This window comes from Anaerobacterium chartisolvens (assembly GCF_003337415.1).
GTDB lineage: Bacteria > Bacillota > Clostridia > Acetivibrionales > DSM-27016 > Anaerobacterium > Anaerobacterium chartisolvens.
Genome location: NZ_QPJT01000004.1, coordinates 51,436 through 75,282, shown reverse-complemented (window position 1 = coordinate 75,282; position 23,847 = coordinate 51,436). Strand labels below are relative to the sequence as shown.

Annotated in this window: 8 protein-coding genes; 7 read left to right on the top strand and 1 reads right to left on the bottom strand. The window is 48.0% G+C overall.

Annotation, left to right across the window (positions count from 1 at the left end; genetic code table 11):
- Window positions 1-13 precede the first annotated feature (13 nt).
- Together DFR58_RS04525 and DFR58_RS04520 are read left to right on the top strand one after the other, a co-directional pair.
- Window positions 14-1,450, top strand: coding sequence for a M81 family metallopeptidase (locus DFR58_RS04525; RefSeq protein WP_170138030.1), 1,437 nt, complete (start codon window positions 14-16; stop codon window positions 1,448-1,450).
- Between the two features lie 24 nt (window positions 1,451-1,474).
- Complete coding sequence (locus tag DFR58_RS04520) at window positions 1,475-3,583, top strand: glycoside hydrolase family 20 zincin-like fold domain-containing protein (protein ID WP_114296624.1); 2,109 nt, start codon at window positions 1,475-1,477, stop codon at window positions 3,581-3,583.
- Between the two features lie 84 nt (window positions 3,584-3,667).
- Here DFR58_RS04520 and DFR58_RS04515 read toward each other — a convergent pair whose 3' ends face one another.
- Window positions 3,668-4,093, bottom strand: a complete 426-nt coding sequence (locus DFR58_RS04515; protein WP_114296623.1) for an EamA family transporter — start codon at window positions 4,091-4,093, stop codon at window positions 3,668-3,670.
- 314 nt (window positions 4,094-4,407) lie between these two features.
- Here DFR58_RS04515 and DFR58_RS04510 point away from each other — a divergent pair, with 314 nt between their 5' ends.
- From DFR58_RS04510 to DFR58_RS04490, 5 genes are read left to right on the top strand one after another with little or no spacing between them, the layout of a single operon-like run.
- Complete coding sequence (locus DFR58_RS04510; RefSeq protein WP_114296622.1) at window positions 4,408-8,052, top strand: fibronectin type III domain-containing protein; 3,645 nt, start codon at window positions 4,408-4,410, stop codon at window positions 8,050-8,052.
- A 47-nt stretch (window positions 8,053-8,099) separates the two neighbouring features.
- On the top strand, window positions 8,100-11,522 hold the full coding sequence (locus DFR58_RS04505; RefSeq protein ID WP_114296621.1) for a fibronectin type III domain-containing protein: 3,423 nt from the start codon (window positions 8,100-8,102) through the stop codon (window positions 11,520-11,522).
- Between the two features lie 14 nt (window positions 11,523-11,536).
- The gene (locus tag DFR58_RS04500; protein ID WP_114296620.1) at window positions 11,537-12,499 is read left to right on the top strand and encodes a hypothetical protein; all 963 of its coding nucleotides are present in this window, start codon (window positions 11,537-11,539) and stop codon (window positions 12,497-12,499) included.
- A 20-nt stretch (window positions 12,500-12,519) separates the two neighbouring features.
- A complete protein-coding gene (locus DFR58_RS04495; protein ID WP_114296619.1) occupies window positions 12,520-13,485 on the top strand; it encodes a hypothetical protein in 966 nt (321 codons plus the stop codon).
- 34 nt (window positions 13,486-13,519) lie between these two features.
- Window positions 13,520-23,818, top strand: a complete 10,299-nt coding sequence (locus DFR58_RS04490) for an RHS repeat-associated core domain-containing protein (protein WP_170138029.1) — start codon at window positions 13,520-13,522, stop codon at window positions 23,816-23,818.
- Window positions 23,819-23,847: the final 29 nt, after the last annotated feature.

Below are 23,847 nucleotides of genomic sequence, written 5' to 3'. Positions count from 1 at the left end.
TGGAGATGGTAGAATGAAGGTATTAGTTGGGTCATTTCAGTGTGAATCCAATACCTTTTGCAAGAAGAAGGCCTCATTGGAGGATTTTGAAATAGTGCAGGGAACAGAGGTTATTGACAGGCTTGCCGCATCGGGGGTTTTTGCGGATAATGGATTTGAAATCATACCCGCTGTCTTTGCAAGTGCATTGCCGTCAGGAGAGGTGAGGCAGCAAGCGTTTAATTATGTAAGGGATGTGATACTAAAGGTCATTGATGATAATCCCGGTATTGACGCGGTCTACCTTTACCTGCACGGGGCAATGTGTGTGGAGGGAATTGGAAGCGGTGAGGAGGCTCTTATCACCGCAATACGGCAAAAGATAGGTATGAATATTCTCATTGGAGTTGCATTGGACTTTCATGCCAACAACACCAGTGAATTTATAAAAAAGGTAAATATAGTTTACGGCTTCAGAACAGCGCCCCATATCGATCATGATCAGACGGAAATACGGACAGCGGAGGCTTTGTGCAGACGTGCCCTAAAACGGCAGCTTCCCGTTACGGTGATGTTCAAAGCCCCCGTTCTGGGCGCGGATGCCGCTACAACAGACAAATATCCTCTAAAGGATATGATGGAAATGCTGGAGCCTCTCGACAGTAATGAGGATATAGCGTCTGCGGCGGTATTTAACGGCCAGCCGTGGGTTGATTATGAATTTACAGGGCCAAGCGTTGTCATATCCTATATAAATAACAGGGAGCTTGCCGTTGAAGCCGCAAGAAGAATATCCGCGATTCATTGGGAGGGCCGCGGTAGCTTCAGGTTTGACGTTCCGGCTTTAGAGCCTGTCCAAGCGATTGAGTCGGCTATTAAATCGGACAGGCTTCCTGTATTTATAACAGACTCGGGGGACAACACCACAGCCGGGGCAGAGGGTGAAGGAACACTGATGCTGAGGCTACTTATGGAAAGCAAGGCTGACAATGTCCTTGTCTGTGGTATTAATGACAGGGAAAAAACAAACGAGCTGTTGAAAATGAATATAGGAGATGAAGTAGACGCGGTAATAGGTGAAAGCTCCCATGAGAGCTTTGTAATTCCTACGGCAGTAAAGGGAAAAATACTTAACAAGACAAAGGTTACGGGCTGGGCTGGAGAAGATGCGGGAGACGCGGTAGTAATCGACCTTGGGCAAATCCATTTGGTTATTACAAACGAGAGGGCCGCATTCATTTCGCCAGCACACATTGAGGGCCTTGGGCTTAAGCTCAGTGACTATAAAATTATTGTGCTCAAGATGGGCTACCTCTTCCCCAAGCTTGTGCCTGTGGCAGGAGAGGTAATATTTGCGCTGACTCCGGGCACAAGTACAAATGTGTTTTCAAGCCTTGGCTATAAAAATATTACAAGGCCGATATACCCTATAGACACGGATTTTGAATGGACTCCCGTTCAGATTGTATAAAAAGCTTATAAGGAGGCGAATTTAATGAATAAGCTACTGCCTGTGCCTAAAATAACGGAAGAAACAGAGGGGTGCAGCAAATCCTTTTCAGGCTTTAAGCTTGACCTGTCCTCTGCCGGCGTTGGCGAAGGGCTTCAATACAGGGAGATAGTGGAAATGAAGCTGTGGGACTATCCCGGTCTTAAGGTTTCTGAACAACAGATCGGCTGCCCCGAGCTCATGGAATTAAGGCTCATATATGGGCTTCAGGGAGAAGAGACGGACTGCCCGAAGCTTTTTGCAGAGCAGGGATATGTGCTGACAGTGCAGAAGGAGCTTGTAACGATAAAATTTGAGAACAGGCAGGGGCTTGTATACGCACTTGCAACACTGAAGCAATTATTTGTGAAATCAGGAGAGCATTATGTAATGCAGCTCTGCAAAATAACCGATTGGCCTACCGTTGAGATCCGGTCGGTGTCCAACACCTTTTCATGGTATGCAGGCTACGGGCGGCTTGGCTTTGACATGCAGCTATGGGGCTATGACGAGTGGGTTGAATACCTTAATATCTGCTCCGACATGAAAATTAACCAGTTTAACATGTGCATGTACGGCTATTGGCCCTTTGAGCTTCCTTCCCACCCTGAAGCGGTGATGAAGAACTACCCTGTAAAGGTATGGAATGAAGAAAGCGAAAGCTGGGTTGCGGTACATTATATACATCCCAATCTTGCAGAGGAATTTCTTTCGAGGCTTTTAGAGTATGGACATAAGCTCAGCATGAAATTTTTTGCATATGTAGGGCTTAACAGCTATAACGGAGGCTATCCCAGCATATACAAAAGCAAGAGAATGAAGCTGCCCGAAAACAGTAAATTTATAAATGATTTTGACACGCTATGCTTAAGCCAGCCCGACACAATTGAATACCTTAAGGACTCAATGAGGGCAATAGCAAGGCTGGGATATGACGGCATTGACTTTGAGGAGAGTGAGGAGGCGTGGTGGTTCTGCGACTGTGATAGGTGCAGGGAAAAATATCTGTCGGCGGCCTCATCACCCGCAGAGGCAAAGCACATAGCCAACTATGAGCTGCTAAAGGTGCTTTACGCAGCCATAAGGGAGGAAAACCCCCGATGCATAATAGGTATAAGGGCATGGAGGGAGCCTCCTCTTGAAAAAGACCCTGAGTACCTTAAAAGAATGGTAAGCTCGATACCCGAGGATGTAGGTCTTTTCTGGGCGCCGGGGCTGTACTGCTCCGAGGGGGAGTTTGAAAAATGGGCGAAAGCCTTCGGACGGGACAGGATATGGGCGCGTGACACCGAATCCAATGCGGTTTCATCATGTCTTGGAAGGCTCATAAGAATTTTCCGCTCCAACGGCTTAAGGTGTGACGAGGAGAGCAACCACCAGTACCTTGAGGAGGACATCAGGCAGCATATAGGCTCGGCAAGCCTTGGCGCAAAGGGAATAAACGGCTATATGTTTGAATGGTACGGCTTCTTTTTGCACCTGTTTGCACACGCACATTACGGGTGGGGCTCGTGCATGGAGCCGGAGGATTTCTACAGGTATTCCATTGAGACGGTGTTTGGATCTCGGCTTGCCGAGGACATATTATACGTACTCAAAAACATGTTCACCATACACGAGAGCCAGATGAGCATATTCCCCACGGAATTTCCTTTTGCCCGAAACAAGGTGGAGGCTAGGGACATACCTGCAATACAAAAGGCAATTGAACGGCACGAAGCTATAATGTCGAAGCTTTACAGCGTTAAAAAGGCTATTGACGGGCATGAGAGGCTTAAGGTATACTCACTGCACTTCAAAAAGCTGATTGTGGCTAATATGCGAAACAGGGTTATATATGACCTTGCCCTTGCGTCTATAAATTATGACAATGCAAAGACGGAGGAGGACAAAAGAAGGTATTTGCTTGAAATGTCCCGGCATAACGAAAGAAACTTCGACATAGTAAAGAGGAATTATTTCGATGTAAACCCCGTTGCGGAAACAGGTACAAAATCGTGCATGATACCGTATCACGAGCTGAAGCGTGTTATCGACAATGAGCTGTACCCCGACAAAAGGGACGAGCAGCCGATATACTTAGGCGTTGAGGCTCTTGGCTGGCTGTGGCTGTAAAAGCGCAAGAGCTGCCAGCGTGAGTTGTCAGGGGGATTATTCTCCTGACAACTTTTCTATGCCCCTTCTTTTCAAAACTAAAATCTACTTGCTGATCATGAATATACCCGCTATGCACAATACCATTCCGGCAATCTGCCGGAGGGTGATGCTTTCCTTATATAAAACAATTCCTATTACCAGCAGAACACAGGCAAGGCATACATTGGCGATCAATGACCCTGTGCTGACCTTCCAGCCCACCCTGTAGATATAAATGTATCCGAATTCAAGCGCAACAATGGAGCAGCCAAAGACCAGCGACGTCCAATCGATCTTCCGGGCTTCCGCCACAATATCCTTGCTCCCGCTTGTGGCAAAAAACAGCAGCACAGATAAAAAGGCGGCCGTAAGATAGGTGACGGCAAGCGACGCAAAGGGCTGAACGCCTGCAGGCGTTGATTTAGCACAAATGTTATAAACAGTGTTTGCCGCAACTACAACAAAAATCGGCCAGATGAAATTCAGCATGATTCCTCCTCTAACAAAAAACCGCAAACAAGAGAAAAACCCTTGTTTGCGGTAGGCGTCCAAACGCATTTTTAATTCCTTATAAATTTATAGCACACAAAAATTATAGCATAAAACACAGCTTTTTGTCAAACCCGATCCATTTTTACTGAGTGCATAAAATAAAAAACCAAATGTAAATTCTCCCAAAAATATTGACATAATATTACTATAAATGATATGATTTACTAAAAAAATTCAATATACTGGCTTATAAGTATTGGAATAGAATAAAATACAAAATATTATGTTAATAATAAACGGAGGATACTACGATGAAAAAACATTTCAAGCCGGCTTGTGTGATTCTGTGTGCTTCAATCATATTTCAGGCAATTCTCATGTATACGCCTTACAGAATAAAAGCCATGAACGAAGATGTTACAGGACAGCATCAGGCACTGTGGGAGTCCGGCTCTGAGGAGTACGATAATCGGGCTTTAACGGAGGCTGCTCCTTCAATAAGCCTGCAGATGTACAATTCAAATACAAGTCCCCAAAGCAATACCATTTCACTGAACATTAAAATATGCAATATCGGTACTGCACCGATCAATAAGTCCGATCTCGCTATAAGGTACTACTACACTGTAGATGAGGAAAAGCAGCAGAGCTTCTGGTGCGACTGGTCGGATTCGGGAAGCTCCAATGTTTACGGCAGCTTTATAAAAATGGCTTCTGAACAGCCCGGTGCCGACTGCTATCTTGAGATAGGCTTTAAAAGCGGCTCAGGTGTGCTTGCCCCCGGAGACAGCACGGAAATTAAATGCAGGGCTACAAAGAACGACTGGACAAATTACGACCAGTCGGACGACTATTCTTTTAACCCGGCCGGCAGCGGTTATTCCGACTGGGACAGGACATCGGCGTACTGCGCGGGCGGGCTGCTGTGGGGGAACGAGCCGGGGATGCAGGACGCGGAGGAAGAAGAGGAAGATGATGCCGGAGAAGGCAGCGGAGGCTCACTGAAGCTTCAGGTATACCATGCGGGGAAGGGCGACAGGGAGAATACGCTGTACATCTGGTACAAGCTTTACAATACAGGCGATGCCCCGGTTAAGCTGGAGGATGCAAAAATAAGGTACTATTACACTGTGGACAACGAGGAGCGGCAAAGCTTTTTCTGTGACTGGTCAAGCGTGGGAAGCACATATGTAAAGGCAAGCTTTCAAAGGATAAATGTGGGTATAGAGAATGCAGACTGCTTCCTTGAAATCGGCTTTAAAAGCGGGGCGGGAGTCCTTGGGCCGGGAGAGGGCGCAGAGCTTCAGTGCAGGGTGGCAAACTCAAGCTGGACAAGCTACAGCCAGTTTAACGACTATTCCTTCGACCGGGGCAACACCGGCTACAGGGATTGGGACAGGGCTGTTATATACATAAACGGAGACAGGGCGTGGGGTACCGAGCCCATTGCAGCACCTGAAGGCATTACCCTCGTGCCGGGCTTAAGCAGCATGGATATAAGCTGGGGGCCTGTGGCATGTGCCGAAGGCTATGAGGTTGAAGCCGACGGGGCTGTTGTTTACAGCGGTGCGGAGGCATCGTATATACATACCGGGCTGGTTCCGGGAACGGAGCATACTTACAGAGTCAGGGCGCGGAACAGCGTAATGCTGAGCCCGTGGAGTGAGTATGTGACAGGCGTAACGCTTATTGATAAGCCATCTAACATTATAAAGGACGTAACCGAAACCCGTATAAGCATACGGTGGGATGAGGTGGAAGGCGCCGGGGGCTACGATGTGGAGCTGAACGGAGATATTACAGATAACGGGCAGCTCACAGGCTATATTCTTGACGGGCTTCTGCCGGGAGATATGTACACCTTCAGGGTAAGGGCGAGGGGAGCGGCGGCAAACAGTGGGTGGACGGAGCTTATGGAGATTCCGACGCTGCCGGACGTACCTTTAAACATACGCACCGTGTCCGGCAGCAGCTTTATAAAGGTTTTATGGAATGAGGTTCACGGAGCCTCGGGCTATGACATAGAGGTTTACGGTACGCCTGTAGACAACGGAGCGTCGGCTTCATATACACATACCGGGCTTGAGGCCAATACACAGCGCATCTACAGGGTAAGGGCAAAGAATTCAAGCGGAGCGGGAGTATGGAGCGAAGTTACAGCGGCATCTACACTTCCGGCAGCTCCGAATAATATATGGATTGATGCTTCGGATATATTCCTTAAAATAACGTGGGACAATCAGGCCGGTGCGGATGGATATGATATTGAAATTGACGGGACAAACGTAATCGGCCTTGATACAAACACATATATGCATACACCTCTGGAAGCCAACTCACAGCATGTATACAGGGTAAGGTCAAGGAATGCCGACGGGGTCAGTGAGTGGAGTGAAGAAATAAAAGGCATTGTGCTGCCGCTGTCTCCTTCGGATATAACGGTATTGTCCGTTACCGACAGTGAAATAGGCCTAAGCTGGATGGAGACAGAGGGCGCGTGGGGCTATGACCTTGAGGTAGACGGCACGGTGATCGATAACGGAGCTGCCGTTACATACCTGCATAAGGGACTTGCTCCCGACACGGCGCACACCTACCGTGTAAGGGCGAGAAGCGAGAGCACCCTGGGCGATTGGAGTACGCTGCTTGAGGTGTGTACTCTTCTTCCGGTGCCTTCGGGGCTTAAGGCCCATTCTGAGGATGGAGAAATAGTGCTGGAATGGGATGCGGTAATGGGAGCGGACGGCTATGACATTGAAATTGACGGGGAGCTTTTTAAGACTGGAATAGATACGCGGTATATTCATGAGGCGAGCGTTGCGGGAACAGAGCATACCTACAGGGTGAGGGCCTTCAACGGAAACGGTTCGGGGGACTGGAGCGATCCGGCCTATGGAACCGCCTTGCTTGGCAAACCCTTAAACATAACCTTTTACGCGCAAAGCACGTCGATAGCACTGGCATGGGACGGGGTGGAAGGAGCCACGGATTATGATGTGCTTGCAGACGGGGAAATTGCAGACAACGGAAGCGGCACGGAATATGTTCACAGGGATCTAAAGCCAAACAGTATGCATACCTATCGTGTAAGAGCGAGAAACGAAATATGCACAGGGGAATGGAGCGATCCCGAGGCTGTGTTCACACTGGTGGGAATACCTGCAAATGTAAAAGCGTCTGTAGAAGACGGAGGTATAACGCTTATATGGGATGAGGTGGACGGAGCCGCCGAGTATGACGTTGAGGACGGCGCGGACATTATAAATAACGGTTGTGATCCAATATACCTTCATAACGGGCTTGAGGCGGATGCAAAATACACCTTCAGGGTAAGGGCAAAAAATGAAAACGGCGAGGGACAATGGAGCGAGCCCGTCACCGTTGTGACAGGGCCTTTGGTGCCGGTAAATATCAAGGCGGAGCCGGAAATAAATAAAATAACGCTGACATGGGAGGGCCCGGATAATGCCGCCTCATACGATGTGGAGGCCGACGGTGAGGTTGTGGAGGGGATCACGGACGCCGCATATGCCCATGAGGGGCTTCTGCCCAACACAAGGCATGAATACAGGGTAAGAGCGAGGAATGAGGATGGAGTATGCGGCGAATGGAGCGCGCTTGTGGAGGCAAACACCGTGCCGGAGATTACTATAGAGGTCGCGAGGGATGCTGAGTTCAGCTTTGTTATAGCTTTGCCGGCAAAGCAGGACGTTGATAAGTATAGTGTGGAGGTTCAGTACAACCCCGGTGATATTGAGGTACTTGACCTGTACGCCGCTACAGCGGTGATTGATATGGAGTCCGGGAGGATTGAAGGCACGGGTATTGAGGTAGAGGAGCTTTCCGGGGACAGGATAGTATATGGAGTTGAAAATGCGGGTAAGCCAGTCGTGATAGTTTTAAGGCTGATGTCCAGGACAAACGCCAAAACAGGCATGTCGTACAGAGTGGAGTAGAAAGAGAGTGCGTATCGGGATATATTTGTAGTATTGGAGGGGTTATTATGATAAAAAGGCTGATTAAAAAAATAGTATGCCTGATTTTAATTTTTGGTATATGCAGCTTAAGTAATTTGCCCGAGGGCTTGCAAAACGGAACGCTTTTAAATTTCAATAACAAGGCTTATGCCGCTAATGCAAGGAATGCGGATATTGTGTTTGCAATAGACACCACAGGCTCAATGCATGATGAGATAAGCAATGTAAAGAACAATATAAGCGAATTCGTTAATATTCTTAATGCCAACAACATAAATGTGCGATTAGGACTGGTTGAGTATAAGGACATATATGAGGATGGTTATTGGTCAACTATAAACAGAGGATGGTTTAGTAATGCAAGTGATTTTAGAAAAACATTAGAAAACATTATAATTGATGGCGGAGGAGACGGCCCTGAGTCTGCAGTAGATGCTTTAGAGGAAGCAAGAAGGATGGCATATCAACAATATTCCAAGAAATTTATTATACTTGTCACGGATGCTGATTATAAAGAGGGTACGCGCTTTGACACTTCCCAAAAGAAAATCTTAATGGTTGACGAAATAGAGATGCTTAAAAATGACAATATTACTGTATCTGTAATAGCAAGCGAGTGGTATAAGAGTGTATACACAAGTCTGTTTACAAACACCAAGGGCATTTTTGGGAATATACAATCAGGATTTTCTGCAAGTCTACAGTCTTTGACAAGCATGATTAACACTAATGAGCTGCCTTCGGTATCAATTATTTCGCCAGCACAAAATAGAATATTCGGACAGTTGGATACGGCTTTTACTCCATCAATTTCAGTCTCGGATGCCGATAAAGATACTCTGGTTTGCAGGTACTATATAGATTCCGAGGTTTCTCCGAGGGAGACTAAAACTGTATCCAATACTGCCTCTACTCAGTTAGTTAATTTTACGAGCATAAATATGGCTTTATTATCTGAGGGGAACCATACGCTTAAATTTGAAGTGAGTGATAATTGGGATAATCCTGTAGTAAAAACAATTGCATTTAAGGTTGATAGATATCCTCCGTCTATTGGAGATGTTAAGCTTGAGGCGGTGGAGGGTGGAAGAAGCATAATTGTAACGGGATCTGCTTCGGACAATATATCAGGACTGCATTCGACCCCTTACAGGTACTCGGTGGGAAGCACGGTATACCAGTCATGGAGTTCCAATGCTTCGTGTACTATAAGCTCACTTATTCCAAATACACAGTATACGGTAAAGTTTGAAGCTCGCGATGCGGTGGGCAATATTTCAGGTGTTTCAAAAGCAATCCACACCAAAGCACAGGCACCGCAGTTATCCTTAGGCAGTCCTGCCGAAACCTCCATAGACGTATCGGTGAGCGACTCAAACCCGGCGGCCACACAGTATCAGCTTATGGCAGGACAAAGCTATGCCTCGCAGGACGGCACACTTACATCCCAGCCGGTGTGGATAACACTCACAGGAAAAAAGCTTACTGTGCGGGGGCTGGCTCCGGGAACACAATATGGCTTCAAGATCAAGGCAAAAAACAATGAGGGTGTTGAAACGGAGTTTTCACAGGTTAAGACAGGCACTACTCTTGCTTATCCTCCCTCTGGTGTCAGCTTTGCAAGAGGCATGGAGCATATAGGGCTGGAATGGAGCCCGTCAAGCGGTGCTCTGGGCTATGACGTGGAGGCCGACGGAGCGCTTGTGTACTCAGGCACCGCAGCCGCATATACTCATACAGGATTACAGCCTGATACATCACATACATACAGGGTAAGGGTCAGAAACGCGGGAGGGACAGGCGGCTGGAGTAATTCATTCAGAGCCTCAACCCTGCCCCTGCCTCCCGGCGTTCCTCAGAATATCACGACGGAGGAAGCTAAGACCGAGATAAGGATAAGCTGGGATCCGGCGGAAAGAGCCGATGCCTATCATATAAAGGCCGACGGCGAAATAATTGATATAGGAAGCAATATAAGCTATTCGCACACAGGGCTTTTGCCGGGAACTCCGCATACATACAGCGTCAGAGCCGTAAACGAGGGAGGCAGCGGAGAGTGGAGCGAAGAGCTTTCTGTGGAGACAATCCCCAATCCCCCGGATACCCCTGCAAATATAAAAGCAGAACCCACAAGGACCAATGTTACGGTAACATGGCTCTCATGTGAAAGGGCGGAGGGCTATGAAATAAGCGCGGACGGGGATATAAGGGATGCGGGGGCGGAGCTTTCCTTCCTGCATGACGGGCTTTTGGCAAACAGCAGCCACACATACAGGGTAAGGGCCTGGAACCGGGGAGGCAAAAGCGAGTGGAGCGATCCCGTTGAAATAACCACATGGCCTGAAATACCTGCCGTGCCCTCAAACATAATGGCAACCTCAGGCGGTGATTTTATTGCAATAACGTGGTACGGCATACAATGGGCGGAAAGCTATGATATAGAACTGGACGGAAATGGTATCGAAAATACCGCAGGCATGTCATATACCCACGCGGGGCTTACGCCGGGTACAAAGCATACATACAGGATAAGAGCAAAAAACATAAGCGGTGAAGGCCAGTGGAGCAGGCCCATAGAAATGTCGGTGCTGCCTCAAGAGGATGCCGGAGGGGCTGAGCCGGCTGTACTTATAAACATGGTTGCGGTGGTTACCACTAACTCGGTTATGGTGTCGTGGGACGCAGCCGCAAGAGACGCACAGTATGAAATAGAGGTGGACGGGGAGGCAATTGACAACGGCGAAAGCACGTTATACAACCATACGGGGCTTCCGCCCCAGTCCTTTCACACATACAGGGTAAGGCTGAAGGACGGAGAGGGGAAAGGACAATGGTGCGCTGTTCTGGCTCTTTCTACGCTTCCGTCTCCTCCCGGAGCACCATCAAACATAACCGCATCCTCAGGCAACACCTATATAGAGCTTAGGTGGGATGGAAACGAGGGAGCAAGCTATGATGTAGAGGCGGACGGAAAAATAATTGATGCGGGAAGCCTGCCGGAGTATATCGACGAAGAGCTTTCTCCCGGGACAACACATACATACAGGGTAAGAGGTAAAAATGCCGGAGGTGTTACCGCATGGAGTGCAGCTATAACAAAGAGCACCACAAGCCCGGTATATGAATTGGAATGCATAAGGGACGTACAGCTTGACTTTTCCCTTCTGGCCTCAAATGTACAGGATTTCTCAGGGCTCAAGTTTGTGGTGGAATACAGCCCGGAGGATATGGAGGCAGTGGATTTGTGCCGCTTTACGGCAGCCGCAGACATAATGCCGGAGGGAAGGATACCGGGCACAAGCCTTGGCGTAAAATACACCCCCGGAAGGATAGAGTTTACGGTAAACGAGAGCATAGCGCCGGGAACGGCATGGTCGGGCGAGATAGCCACAATAGTATTCCGCCCTAAAACAGACGGGAAGACAAGCATAAGCTTCAACATGCGATAAGGCGAGGTGAAAAAATGAGACGGATTATACACAGTAGCTATAAGGCTTTTGCAGTGGTAATTTGCATTGTGCTGCTTTTGACATCACTGCCCCTGACGCTTGGAGGCTTCATGGGAAAGCAGAAGGGAGACGCGGACGCTGCGGGCGCAAACGATCAGAAGACAGCTTCAGAAATATCGAATATGACGGGAGTCAGCATTGAAGAGGTCATGAGGCTGAAAAACGGCGGACGTTCATGGAACGAGGTGCTGAGTGCGCTGAAGGACACGTACTATATAGGATCTGGAAGCGAAAAAGCCAAGAGGGAGGAACTGCTGCTGAAAGCGGGGCTTGAGGAAGAGCTGGTTAACAGTCTTAAAAAAGAGGGCTTTTCGGATGAGGATATAACCTATGCAAAAATGCTTTATGACAGAGTAGAATTCCAGCTTCAGCAAATAGAATGGAATGCGGAAGGTTCGGCGGCAATTAATGGAACAACGGGGGAGCCGGACAAGGCCTACAGGGATAACGGCGCATACCGTGAGCTTGCTGCAAAAATGGACAAAAGTGCTGCAATACGCTCCATGCTGAGGCTTAAAGAGGATATGAAGAGCATTGAAGCTGCTTTTGACGAATACCTTTCTTCACTGCAGCTTGATATCGACATAAACGAACGCATAATGGATAAAAATTCGTATTTGGATAAAAAGGATCAAAAGCTTTTTCTTTTGGGAGCTGAAAATATAATTACCATCTCTAAGATAGAAGAAAAAGCCCTCCTGCAAATACAGAGGGGGAACAGCACGGCAAGCGATTTTAAGCAGGCCGGGACGGATGCAGACGGCGGACCTGCGGCAGGTAAGGATTCCTTGTCCGGCACAAGCCCGTTGCCTGATATGCCCGATATATCGGCTAAGGATCTAAGGCCCAAAAATCCGACTGATGAAATAATGGAGGAAATAAGACAAATAAGTCCTATAAGTCCTGTAAATAACTGATTGCAGAGGAGATAAAGCTTATGAGGAGCATTAAAGGAATAAAGATAATTATAATTGCCGTTGCTCTGGTATTCATAGCGCAGGCCGCATACGGAGCATACCACATGGTTGCCGTAAAGACTACGGATGAGCAGCAGACCACAGGGCAGAGCGATAACGGACGGAACACGGAAGTACAGCCGGCGGCGCAGACGGACAAGCCTGATGAGGGTGTAAACGAGAGCGTAGCTGAGAGCATAGCTGAGAGCATGACCGAGGGTGAAATTTTGGAGGATGAAGCCGATTACAGCATCACCCAGAATGTGCTGGACTGCATAAAGGCTTACGACCCGGAAGGCTACACCCGCAACGTTGACAACTACAGCGCGCTTCTTAAAAGACTGAATGTACATACAAGGTTTAAAATCGAGCTGGAAAGACATATAAAGGAGGGGGCGGGGATTCCCGATATCCTCACGGCTTACTCCTTCCTCAACGACCGCTTCGGAAGGCTTGAGGACATTGAAAGGCTTCTGGGCATGAAAGCCCGGGGGCAGAATTGGGAAGCAATTTTTAAGGAATATGTGAAGGACAACCCTGAATTTGTTCCCACCTCGTTTGATTCTGAGTACCTCGACAAGCTTCTGGAAACGCCGGGAATAACTCAGGACGATATTATGATGGCCGACAGGGTAAGCCAGAGGCTGGGAATATCTATTGGAGATATAATAGCGAAGAAACAGTCGGGAATGAGCTGGAGGCTGATAAACGCCGGGTATGGCATTGTAAACGGTGACGAACAGCTGCCGCGTGTACCTGTTACCCATGAGAAGCTTGAGAAGCATTGTGAGCAGACGGGGCTTTCGCAGAAGCGGGTAGTGGAGGCTCTGGTTATGGCGTCAAAGCTCGGGGTTTCCGACGTAACTGTGCTGGAATGGGTAAAGAAGGGCCTTTCAAACGAAGGAATTTATGCCCGTGCCTATGAGGAGAAATATTATTTTGGGTAGAGTATATACTCACCAAATAAGAGGGGGTTTTTTAGTGAAGCGGCACATATTTAAAATTTTCGCTATATGCGTAATAACACTTATAACAGTTTTCATACAGGTGCAGGGAGTACTTGCCGAGACTTTGGAGGAAAGGCTGAACAACCTTGTAGGCCCGGCAAAGCAATACAACACAATGCTGTCACCGGCATATTTAAGGAACAACGCCACAGAGGAGTCAATAAGCCCGCAGAGCGGAGACATCAGTCTGGTGCAGACCGACTATGTGCTTCCGGGCATAAACGGGCTTGATCTTGAGATAAAGAGAATGTACAGGAGCGGTACCGCCAATGTTCAGGAGATGAAGGCGGAGTATGTAAACGGTGCGTGGGTGGATCAGGTGTACTCCGACAATAAAACGTCATCATTCTATGAGGACAGGTACGATCTGGGAGTCGGAATGAGGTTTTCGTTCCCGGCAATGGAAATAAAGAAAAACTCCGATGGGACAAGCCACAGGTTTCTGCATACCGAGGCAGGGGACGTATACAGGCTGATGGGGCCTGAAAGTGTTGACAATGTCAATACATACAAACCCGAAAACCAGACCATAAAGGATGTCACTGTAAAAGAGAATAAGGGCTTCAGCAACGGACAGACCGACGGTACGTCCTTCTATATGATGGAGGGCAAGGACGGCAGGAGGACATACTTTGCCGATGACGGGAGAGTTCTGGGAATAAGGGATAGGTACGGCAACACAATAACCTTTCTCTATACCTCTGTTCCATATACCGTAGACGGGACGGACAAAAGCAAAAAGCTCATTTCCAAAATAATAGACACAGCAGGAAGAGAGACGGCTATAGAATATAAGCAGGATGAGAGCTTTACCGCAGGGGCGATTGAGGATAAACGCTACGGCCTTGAGGATAGCCATATGGCGTCACAGAACCCTGACACCACCCATTCGGGCGATCTTAAGGGTAAATTTCAGGTTATAATCACCCTGCCGGGAAATAAAAAGCTTGTATATGACAAATCAGCCGTACTTCTCAGCAAAACAAACCATATATTAAGAACCAGGCTCCAGCGGGTGTATGATGTGGACGGAAAGCCAAAGTACCACTATTGGTACGACCAGCCGCAGCTTGGCTTTACCTACACCAACGGTAAGCAGTATTCGGCTTACAACAGGTATGAGAATCTTACACAGATTGACTACTGCAAAACAAACAGGCTAGAGCGGTTTACATACAGCACCTGCACAAAGGGACTTTCGGACAAGGGCAGTATGCAGTACAGAAAAATATTTGAGAAAAGCGAGCTTGCAAGAACCGGCTACGACGCTTCAAAGACCGAATTTTTAGACAGATTCGCATTTAATATAAAGGACAGAACCACGTATAAATACACAAACGAAGCCGACGGCTTTGGGTATGAGGGCTATAAGGAGAGTGACCAGCCATACCTTAGAGACACCTACAGGTATTATACCGATGTTACCGTCTATGACGGAACTGTTTTAAGATACACCTATGACGGGCTGCATCAGCATGTGGGTACCGAAGAAACGGGAAGCGGGCATAAAAGAACAACAGTCACCGAGTATGACGAGATGAAGTTTCCCAAAAAGACAGAAAAAACCGTATGCGCTATGGAAAACGGAAATGTAAAGGGGCGGACGGTAAAGACGGTTGAAAACTTCAGGTATGACGATTACGGCAACCTGACAAACTATACGGGCCCTATGGCGGAGAGGGACGACAACGGATACCCGGCAGACAGCGAGAATACCGTTGTATATTCATACGCATATGACAGGTTCCATGTACTGAGCTTAAAGACCTGGAAACAGGACAAGGACACAACCTGCCAGACAATATACACAATAGATGACATGGGGAATGTGGTAAAGGAGCAGAGAGTGAATACCGGAGATGCCGCACTCTGGCTTGAAACGGACTATGAATATGACAGCCGGGGAAACATGACGGGGAAAACAGTGCATTCGGACGGAAACCTGTACGTTACCCGCTATGAGTACGGAACTGACGATTACGGCACCGATCACAAGGGGGCATACCTTACAAAGCAGTACAGAATTGCCGGGGGTGAGGAAGCAGTCATAAGGTATGCATATGATTTTAATACAGGAAGCTTGAAATCCGAAACAGACGCAAGGTCAAACATAACAGCATATGAGTACGACATACTGGGCAGGGTAACCCGTATTGCAAATGCTGACGGCAGCGTGTCCAAATATGTATATGGTGAATACAGGGATAAGGACAGAAACATTGAATATACCGATGCAGTGGGAAACAGGGTAAGGTATCGGTATGATATATTTGGAAATCAGTTGACGCATGAGGCATACAGTGAAGGCGGATGGCAGCTCATAAATGAAGCCCTGTATAACTTTAAAGGCAGCAAAACAAAGGAAAGGGATTCAAATGGGCACAGCATAAGATATTCCTATGACAGTGAAAACAGGCTCACTAAAAAGGAATATTATGAGAATGATGCCGCAAGAAAGGAAAGCATACTGCTGGCGTATACCTATGGCGGTGATGGCGGGGCAGGTGATGAAACACTGCTTTTAGTCACTATGACGGACGAGGACGGGTATAAGCACAGGCTATACTATGATAAGCTGGAAAGGCTGGTAAGAACCGACGAAACCCCGGATGGTAATACATATTATACCACAACCTGTGCTTACGACTATGCGGGAAACAAGGTCAGCGACACCGATCCGAGGGGCCATACAACACAATACCGATACAATGCCTTGGGGCAGCTTGAGTCTGTATCCGATGCCGTGGGAGGTCATACGCTGTATACCTATAACGGGCTTGAAAAGCCCGATACAATCACCGAGCCTGAGGGGAAAGCCACAAAATACATATATGACGGCATGGGAAGGACAAAGGAAGAGAGAATATATCAGGAGGACAGCCCGGAGAGCTATACATACACAAGATATACATATGACAGGTCGGATAACATAGAAACAATTGTAAGGGGAAGTGTTAAAGACGGTGGAGACAGTGTTTCCTCCTCTACACGCTATGCTTATGACAAAATGAACCGGCTTGTTGGCGAATATGCCGGAATTGACGCTTCCGTCACCAGCCGTACCGAGTATAAATACGACAATAACGGAAACAGGACGGAGGCAGTGCAGTACATAGACGCGCAGGGAGCGGCGACAATAAAGCACATCTGCGCTTATGACTATGCCGGGAGAATGATAATAGAGACAGGCGTTATGAGCGCAGGTACTGGGGACGAGCAGGGAAGCTATATGAAAAAGTTCCGTTACGACCACGCAGGAAGTCTGACAGAAGAACAGAGATACAACGGAACAAGCTTTGATACCACCTCGTACAGGTATGATTACAGGGGAAGGCTTGTGGAAAAAACACAGCCCCTAACACCCGAAGGGGATGTAAAAACCACCTCCTACACATACGACAAACGCGGAAATGTGCTTTCCGAAACTGTGGCATTCGGTGGAGAGGCCCGAACCACGCAGTACAAATATGACGGCATGGGAAGAAATACTGCCAAAATAGACCCGATGGGGTATATAACAAGACACCTTTACGATGAGAACGGCAACCTTATAAAAGAGATTGACGCTAGGTACTCGTCACAGGAGACCTCTTCGGCTCCCGGAACCGGGTATGAATATGATGCTTTGAACAGGCAGATACTTACCTCCGTCTTTGACAGCACGTCAAGCACTGTAATATCTTACAGGGAGTATGACGGACGCGGGAATGTAATAAAGGAGGCCGACGGGGACGGCTACAGCAGCGACAACCCCGCGGAATCCATAGGGAACACATATAAGTACGACGCAAGAAACAATGTAATTGTCTATACCTCGGCACAGGCTTCAAAGGACGGGTCGGAGCATACCATGAAATACACCTATGACGGATCAGGCAATGTACTCACAGAGGAAGACGCTTTAGGCCGGGTAACTCAAAACACATATTACTTAAACGGACTGCTTAAGAAAAAGACATACCCTGACGGCTTGTCGGAGAGCTATGCCTATGACCTGACAGGAAGGGTAAAGACTGTAAAGACCGACAGAGCGGGGAATAAAACGTCATCATACAGCAATTTGTTCGGAAAGGCATACAGGATAGAGTACCCCGATAACACTTCTGAGACCTTCCGATACAATGCCAGAGGAGAGCTGGCTGAGAGCCGGGACAGGGAGGGCAGCGCAAAATACTTTGAGTATGATTTACAGAGCAATGTGACTGAAAAGAAGGAATACATATCCACGGGGGCGGGTTATGATCGCTACAGGCTTGTAAAGAATACATATGACGGGACAGGAAGCATTCTGACCTCGGAAACCTTTGAATATACCGTACCAAAAGGCTCCGTTGAAGGAGGACAGGAAAAGCCCGCCGGTGACAGGGTTGAATATACCTATGACAAAAACGGAAGGCTTATAAGGGTTATGGGGCCGATGGGAAAGGAAACGGCAAACGAATATGACAGAAAAGGAAACCTTATCACCAGAAAGCAGAAGGTGCGGGACGGGTACTACCGTATAACAAGATACCAGTATGATATACAGTCGAGGCTTATCTCTGAGGCCCTGCTTGCGGAAACCTCCGAGCTGGACACAGCAAGCCTTGGGAAAGCCGTGCTTGATTCCGAATATACTACTAGGGTAAAATTAACCACCTTCTACAGCTATTACAGCAGCGGGCAGCTAAAGGCTAAGACCAGTCCTAATGGCGGAACGGCTTCATATGAATACGATCTGGACGGCAGGCCGGTAAGAAAGACCGACGCCATGGGGTATGACACAATGTATATATATGATACCAAAGGCAATCTCATAGAGGAGAAAAACGCCAGGAATATATCGGTATACTATGAGTATGACAGCATGGACAGGCTGATAAGAAAAAAGAGTTCGGCTGCGGACGGAGGGCTTGCCGTAACCAGATACATATACGACGCAGCGGGCAACTTGAAAAATCAGATACAGCCGAACAGCTATACTGTGGAGACGGATACCCCGGAGCTTGCCGGGGCAATGGAGGGCATGTCCTATACCTATGACAGCATGAACAGGCGTACATCAACGCTGTCACCTGAGGGAGAGGGAGTGGAATACCTTAAATACAGCCTTAACGGTAATGTGGCAAAGAGGGTTGACGGGCTGCGGTTTGCGGGAAGCATTGACACCTCGCCGGGGACAATATATACATATGACGGGCTGGGAAGGGTAACAGACTCAACTGATGCGCTGGGCGGCAGCAGGCATTTTGAATATGATGTGCTTGGAAGCCTTACTAAAATGACCGATGAAAGAGGGAATGTAACAACATACCAAAACAACCCCGACGGAACTCTTGCCAAAATTACCTACCCGGACGGAGGGCAGGTGGAATATGCTTACGACAGTATGGGAAGAAAGGTGCTGAGCAGGGATCAGCTCGGCAGCACAACATTATATGAATGGAACAGTCTGGGGTCTATAAAATTGAAAACCGACGCTCTTGGGAACACACTGGAATACAAATCGGACGCCGAAGGAAATATAACGGCTTCAAAGGACAAGCTGGGCAGTTGGACATATATAAGCTATGACACGGCGAACAGGCCGGTAAAAAAGAGAATTCCAATTGAGAGGGATGCAAACGGCAACATACTATACCGCACGGAGAGCTATTCCTACGACGAGCTTGGAAGCGTGACAGGAAAGACTGTTTCGGGCACCGGCGACAGGCTTTCGTCCCGGACTGTGAGCTATACCTACTGGGACAACGGACTTGTAAGCACGGTAACCGACAGCGGCGGGGCGTATACAAAGAGCTGGTATGACAAGAACGGAAACACAATAAAAACTGAAAGCCTGAGAACAGAGGGCGTATACAGCGTACGCAGGCTTAAATACGACAGCATGGATAGGCTGACTGCCTCCATAGACCGTGCGGATGAGGACGAAATCCATAATGCGGGCGCGATGCCGGGAATAGAGTCTCTTAGGGATGCAGAATACCCCGGAAGGCTGATGCTGATAACGGAGTACGGGTATGACGTGCTTGGCAACAGGATCAGCGAAACAAGCCCGATGGCCTTCGCATATGGAGAAGGGCAGCAGGAGCAGAGGCAGGAATATACTGTGCTGTTTGCCTACGATGCGTTAAACAGGCTGGAAAAGGTAACGAGAAGGCATGAGGGAAGGGATATATGCACACTGTATGCCTATGACGAGTCGGGGAACAGGATAAAGGAAACAGACGAAAGGGGCTTTGAAACAACCCACAGCTACGATAGCATGAACAGGCTGGTAAGCTCTGCCGATTCCGAAGGCGGGACAATAGCCTATGGCTATGACATAGCGGGAAACAGGATATCGCAGACCGATGCCAAGGGCAACACAATGGAGTATGGCTATGACAGCCTGGGAAGGGTACAAACAGTCACCGACGCTTACGGAATCGTAATAAGCACAAGTCAATACGACGTGGCCGGAAACGTAGTAAAGGAGACAGATGCAAAGGGTCATTCAACGCTTTATGCCTACAATCCTGAGGGAAGGCTTATACGGAAGTCCTCCCCCGAGGCGGCGGCACAGGGCAAATATACCGCGGAGTATCGGTATGACCAGTACGGGCAGCTTATAAGGCAGACCAACGGGCTGGGGAATGCAACAGCTTATGAATACGACAGTGCAGGGAACCTGACAAGGGTTACGGACGCTCTGGGTATAAGCACAAGATACACCTATGACAGGCTGGGAAGCAAGCTGACGATGACCGACGGGAGGGGCAAGCTGACCAGATACGGTTATGGAGCGGCAGGCTTTTTAACAAAAGTGACTGACGCAGAGGGCAGGGACACCGCATATAAATACAGTCTTGACGGCAATACTGCCTCTATCAGGGACAGAAACGGGAACACCACCGTTTTCAGCTATGACAGCAGGGGGCTTATGCTCGAAAGGAAGGTTCAGGAAACCGGGGACGTAATAAAATATACCTATGACGAGGCGGGGAACAGGGCATCAATGGAGGACGGAAGCGGCACAAGCACCTACAACTATGACGGCAACGGAAGGCTGCTGGAAATACGGAAGGGCGGCAGCTTGCAGATATCCTATACCTATGACATTGTGGGGAACATAGAAAGTGTAACCGACAAAAAGGGATTTGCCACCCGCTACGGCTATGACAAATCCAACAGACTGGAAAGTGTGGCATATGGTGGCAACACCACAAGCTATGCCTATGATGAAAACGGCAACAGGAGGTCTATAGACTACGGAGGGGGACTAAGGGAGGAATACAGCTTTGACATGGACAACCGTCTGGTGGAATTAAAGAACCTCAGGCCGGACGGCGGAAGCATATCCCGGTACAGCTACAGCTATGACTTGGCGGGAAGGCAGGTATCCAAAACCGACAGCTACGGAACGACGGAGTATCAGTATGACGGTGCGGGAAGGATAATCAGGGTAACTGCTCCCGGAAAGACGACGGTATACGCCTATGACAGGGGAGGGAACAGGGTATCCCAGAATGAAGCCTATACCTCTGTCCAGCCTATGGAATATATTGACGAAAGCATAGGAAAGGATATACAATTTAAGATAAAGAAAAGTGAATATACTTATTCTGCAAGCAACACACTCCTTAAGCTGGTAGAGAGGATGTACGGAGAGGATGGAAAGGAGCTCGCGCAGAAGACCACCAGATATGAATATGACACCAACGGAAACCAGCTTAACACAAGCATAAGCTATATAATGCGTGACAACACAGGGCTTAGTCAGGGATCAAGAGGCTCTGCCTATGGCGACAGCATAGAGGTAGGGGTGGACAGTCTTCTGGAGAGGACAGGCTATGTCTATGATGGGTTTAATCGCCTAACCACCGCCGAGACTGTAAAGAGCGGCGTAAGAAGCATAGCCCGGTACACCTATGACGGGGATGACTTGAGGGTAAGCAAGACGGTAAGGCGGTCGGACAACGAGAATAGGCCAGAGGTTACCCAATACCTGTACGACAGGCAGCACGTAATACTTGAGACAGACGCGGATAATGGCATAAAGGTGCGGTATGTAAGGGGAGTAAACTACATAGCAAGACTGGATTCATCCAATGAGGCTTCATACTTCATGTATAACGGTCATGGCGATGTGGTGCAGACGGTGAACGCAGCCGGAGAGGTACAGAACAGCTATGACTATGACATATGGGGAAATCCGACGCTGACGGTGGAGGAATATGCGTGTGCCATAAGGTATGCGGGGGAATTCATGGATGCCGAGACAGGGTTGTACTATTTACGCGCAAGGTACTATGATCCTTACGTTGGCAGATTCATAAGCGAGGACAGTTATTGGGGCGAGGACAGCAGTCCATTGAGCTTGAACAGATATACATATTGTGAGAATGATCCCGTGAACTACATCGACCCGACGGGGCATTTGAAGCAGGGAGACGAAAAGCTTACGCAGAGCGCGCAGCTTCAGATAGTGGAGCTTACAAAGCAGTGGTATGCTGCAAGCACGCAGGCCGAGAAGCAGAAGATAACCAATAAGGCCAACGCCATAAGAAATGAGTCGGGAAACATAGCCAGAGTCAGCGAGTCAAGCCACAACAGCAGCTTTTACAGCGGCTTCAGCAGTTCCATATCGGACGGCAGCAGCATGAGCAAAAGCGAGTGGAATTCCATAGCCAACAACTTCTACGTGCAGGGAAGTGTGACCGTGAGCAGCGGAGTATCCATAAGCAACATAAACGTAAGGAGCGGAACGAGCGCGTCAATCACCAATAGTGGATCGATAGGATCGATTATTACGGGAACACAGAGCAGTACAAGCATAACCAACTATGGATCGATTAGCAGCATAACCACAGGCATAGGCAGCAGCACCGCGATAAAAAACAGCGGAACTATAGGGAGTATAAGCACGGGCAGCAAGAGCAGTACAAGCATAGTTAACAATTGGGGAATATTAGTTACAGATATAGGAAGCGGAGCGACGGCAAACATACAAAATAACGGCAGTATGCTTCTGATTAACATAAACAATCCTAAAAGCTTTAACTGGGATGCACAAAATATGTTGTCAGGCATACCGGGAATAAACATAGGCGGCAGCGGTTCAATAGGAGGCATAAGCGCGTACATAGGCAATGGCACAGACTCATTGAGATTTGATATGGGGAGTGTAACCGAAGGACGATTTGATCAGGCACTAAGAATACAGTTTATGAGTTCGGCAATGAGCGCGGAAGAAAGGTTTCTTACGGAAAAGCTGGGCCAGCAGTGGGTAAGGGATGTAATAGCGTTAGACTCACGCTTTGAGGGTGTAAAGGTTGGGTTCGACGGACAGAATGTGACTATAAACGGCCTACCGCTAGTGATCGATGCAAAGACAACGCTAAACGGCAAGACATATGCAAACCCCGACAATATATGGGCAGCACTGGACAGTTATTGGTATAAATATATAGGAATAGGTAACGTGACCGCGAGTCAGGTAATGACCTTTGAGGAATACCTTAACCGTTATTGCAGCAAGGTAGGAATGAACTTTGAGAACACGGGAAACAGCATAACCGCATTTTTCGAGAGGTTCGGGAACGCATTGGTTACTGATGATCCGAGAGTGGCGCGTGAATTCAGTGACGAAATGGGAGGCTATTTCCAGAGCTTCTTTGAAGGGCTTGGTAGTACACTGCTGGACCCTTACGGCTCAATTGGTGCCATAGATATAGACATCAGTAATTGGATTAATGAGTTTGATGCAGCAAACGACAGGAAAAAGATAGATATGCTTGCTGCCATAACTAATAAAGGGTTGTGGCAAATACCTGTAATTGCGGCTACTGACGGGACTGTGAAGGTTTTAAGTGGAACGGTAAAGACTTGGGGCGTTGACCCGACAATGCAAGCAGCAGACGAAACAGCGGGGGTACTGAAAAAGGGCTCCTATGTAAAAAATCCTACCGCACAAAACATAAACAGTTTAATTAAAGAAGGCTCAAATTATGTAGGTAACTCAAGGTTCAACGGTCAGTATATGTATGTGGTTGATCCCCAGGGGAATATCATAATTGGGAGCCGTGGAGGCCAACATATGCCACACCCAACACTTATTGGCGGTTCTAATCCCCAAGTACAGGCAGCAGGAATTGTTGAGATACGTGGGGGTAAGATATATAAAGTTGACAATGCGAGTGGTCACTTCAAGCCAGGAGCTGGTTCCTTAGATGCAGCACAAGGGGCATTTAGTAAATTGCCGTCTAATGTATTCTCTAAGGACTTCCAAGGATATGTGCCTTATGGTAAGTAAATGAGATACTATTCGAGAGAGGTTGTGGG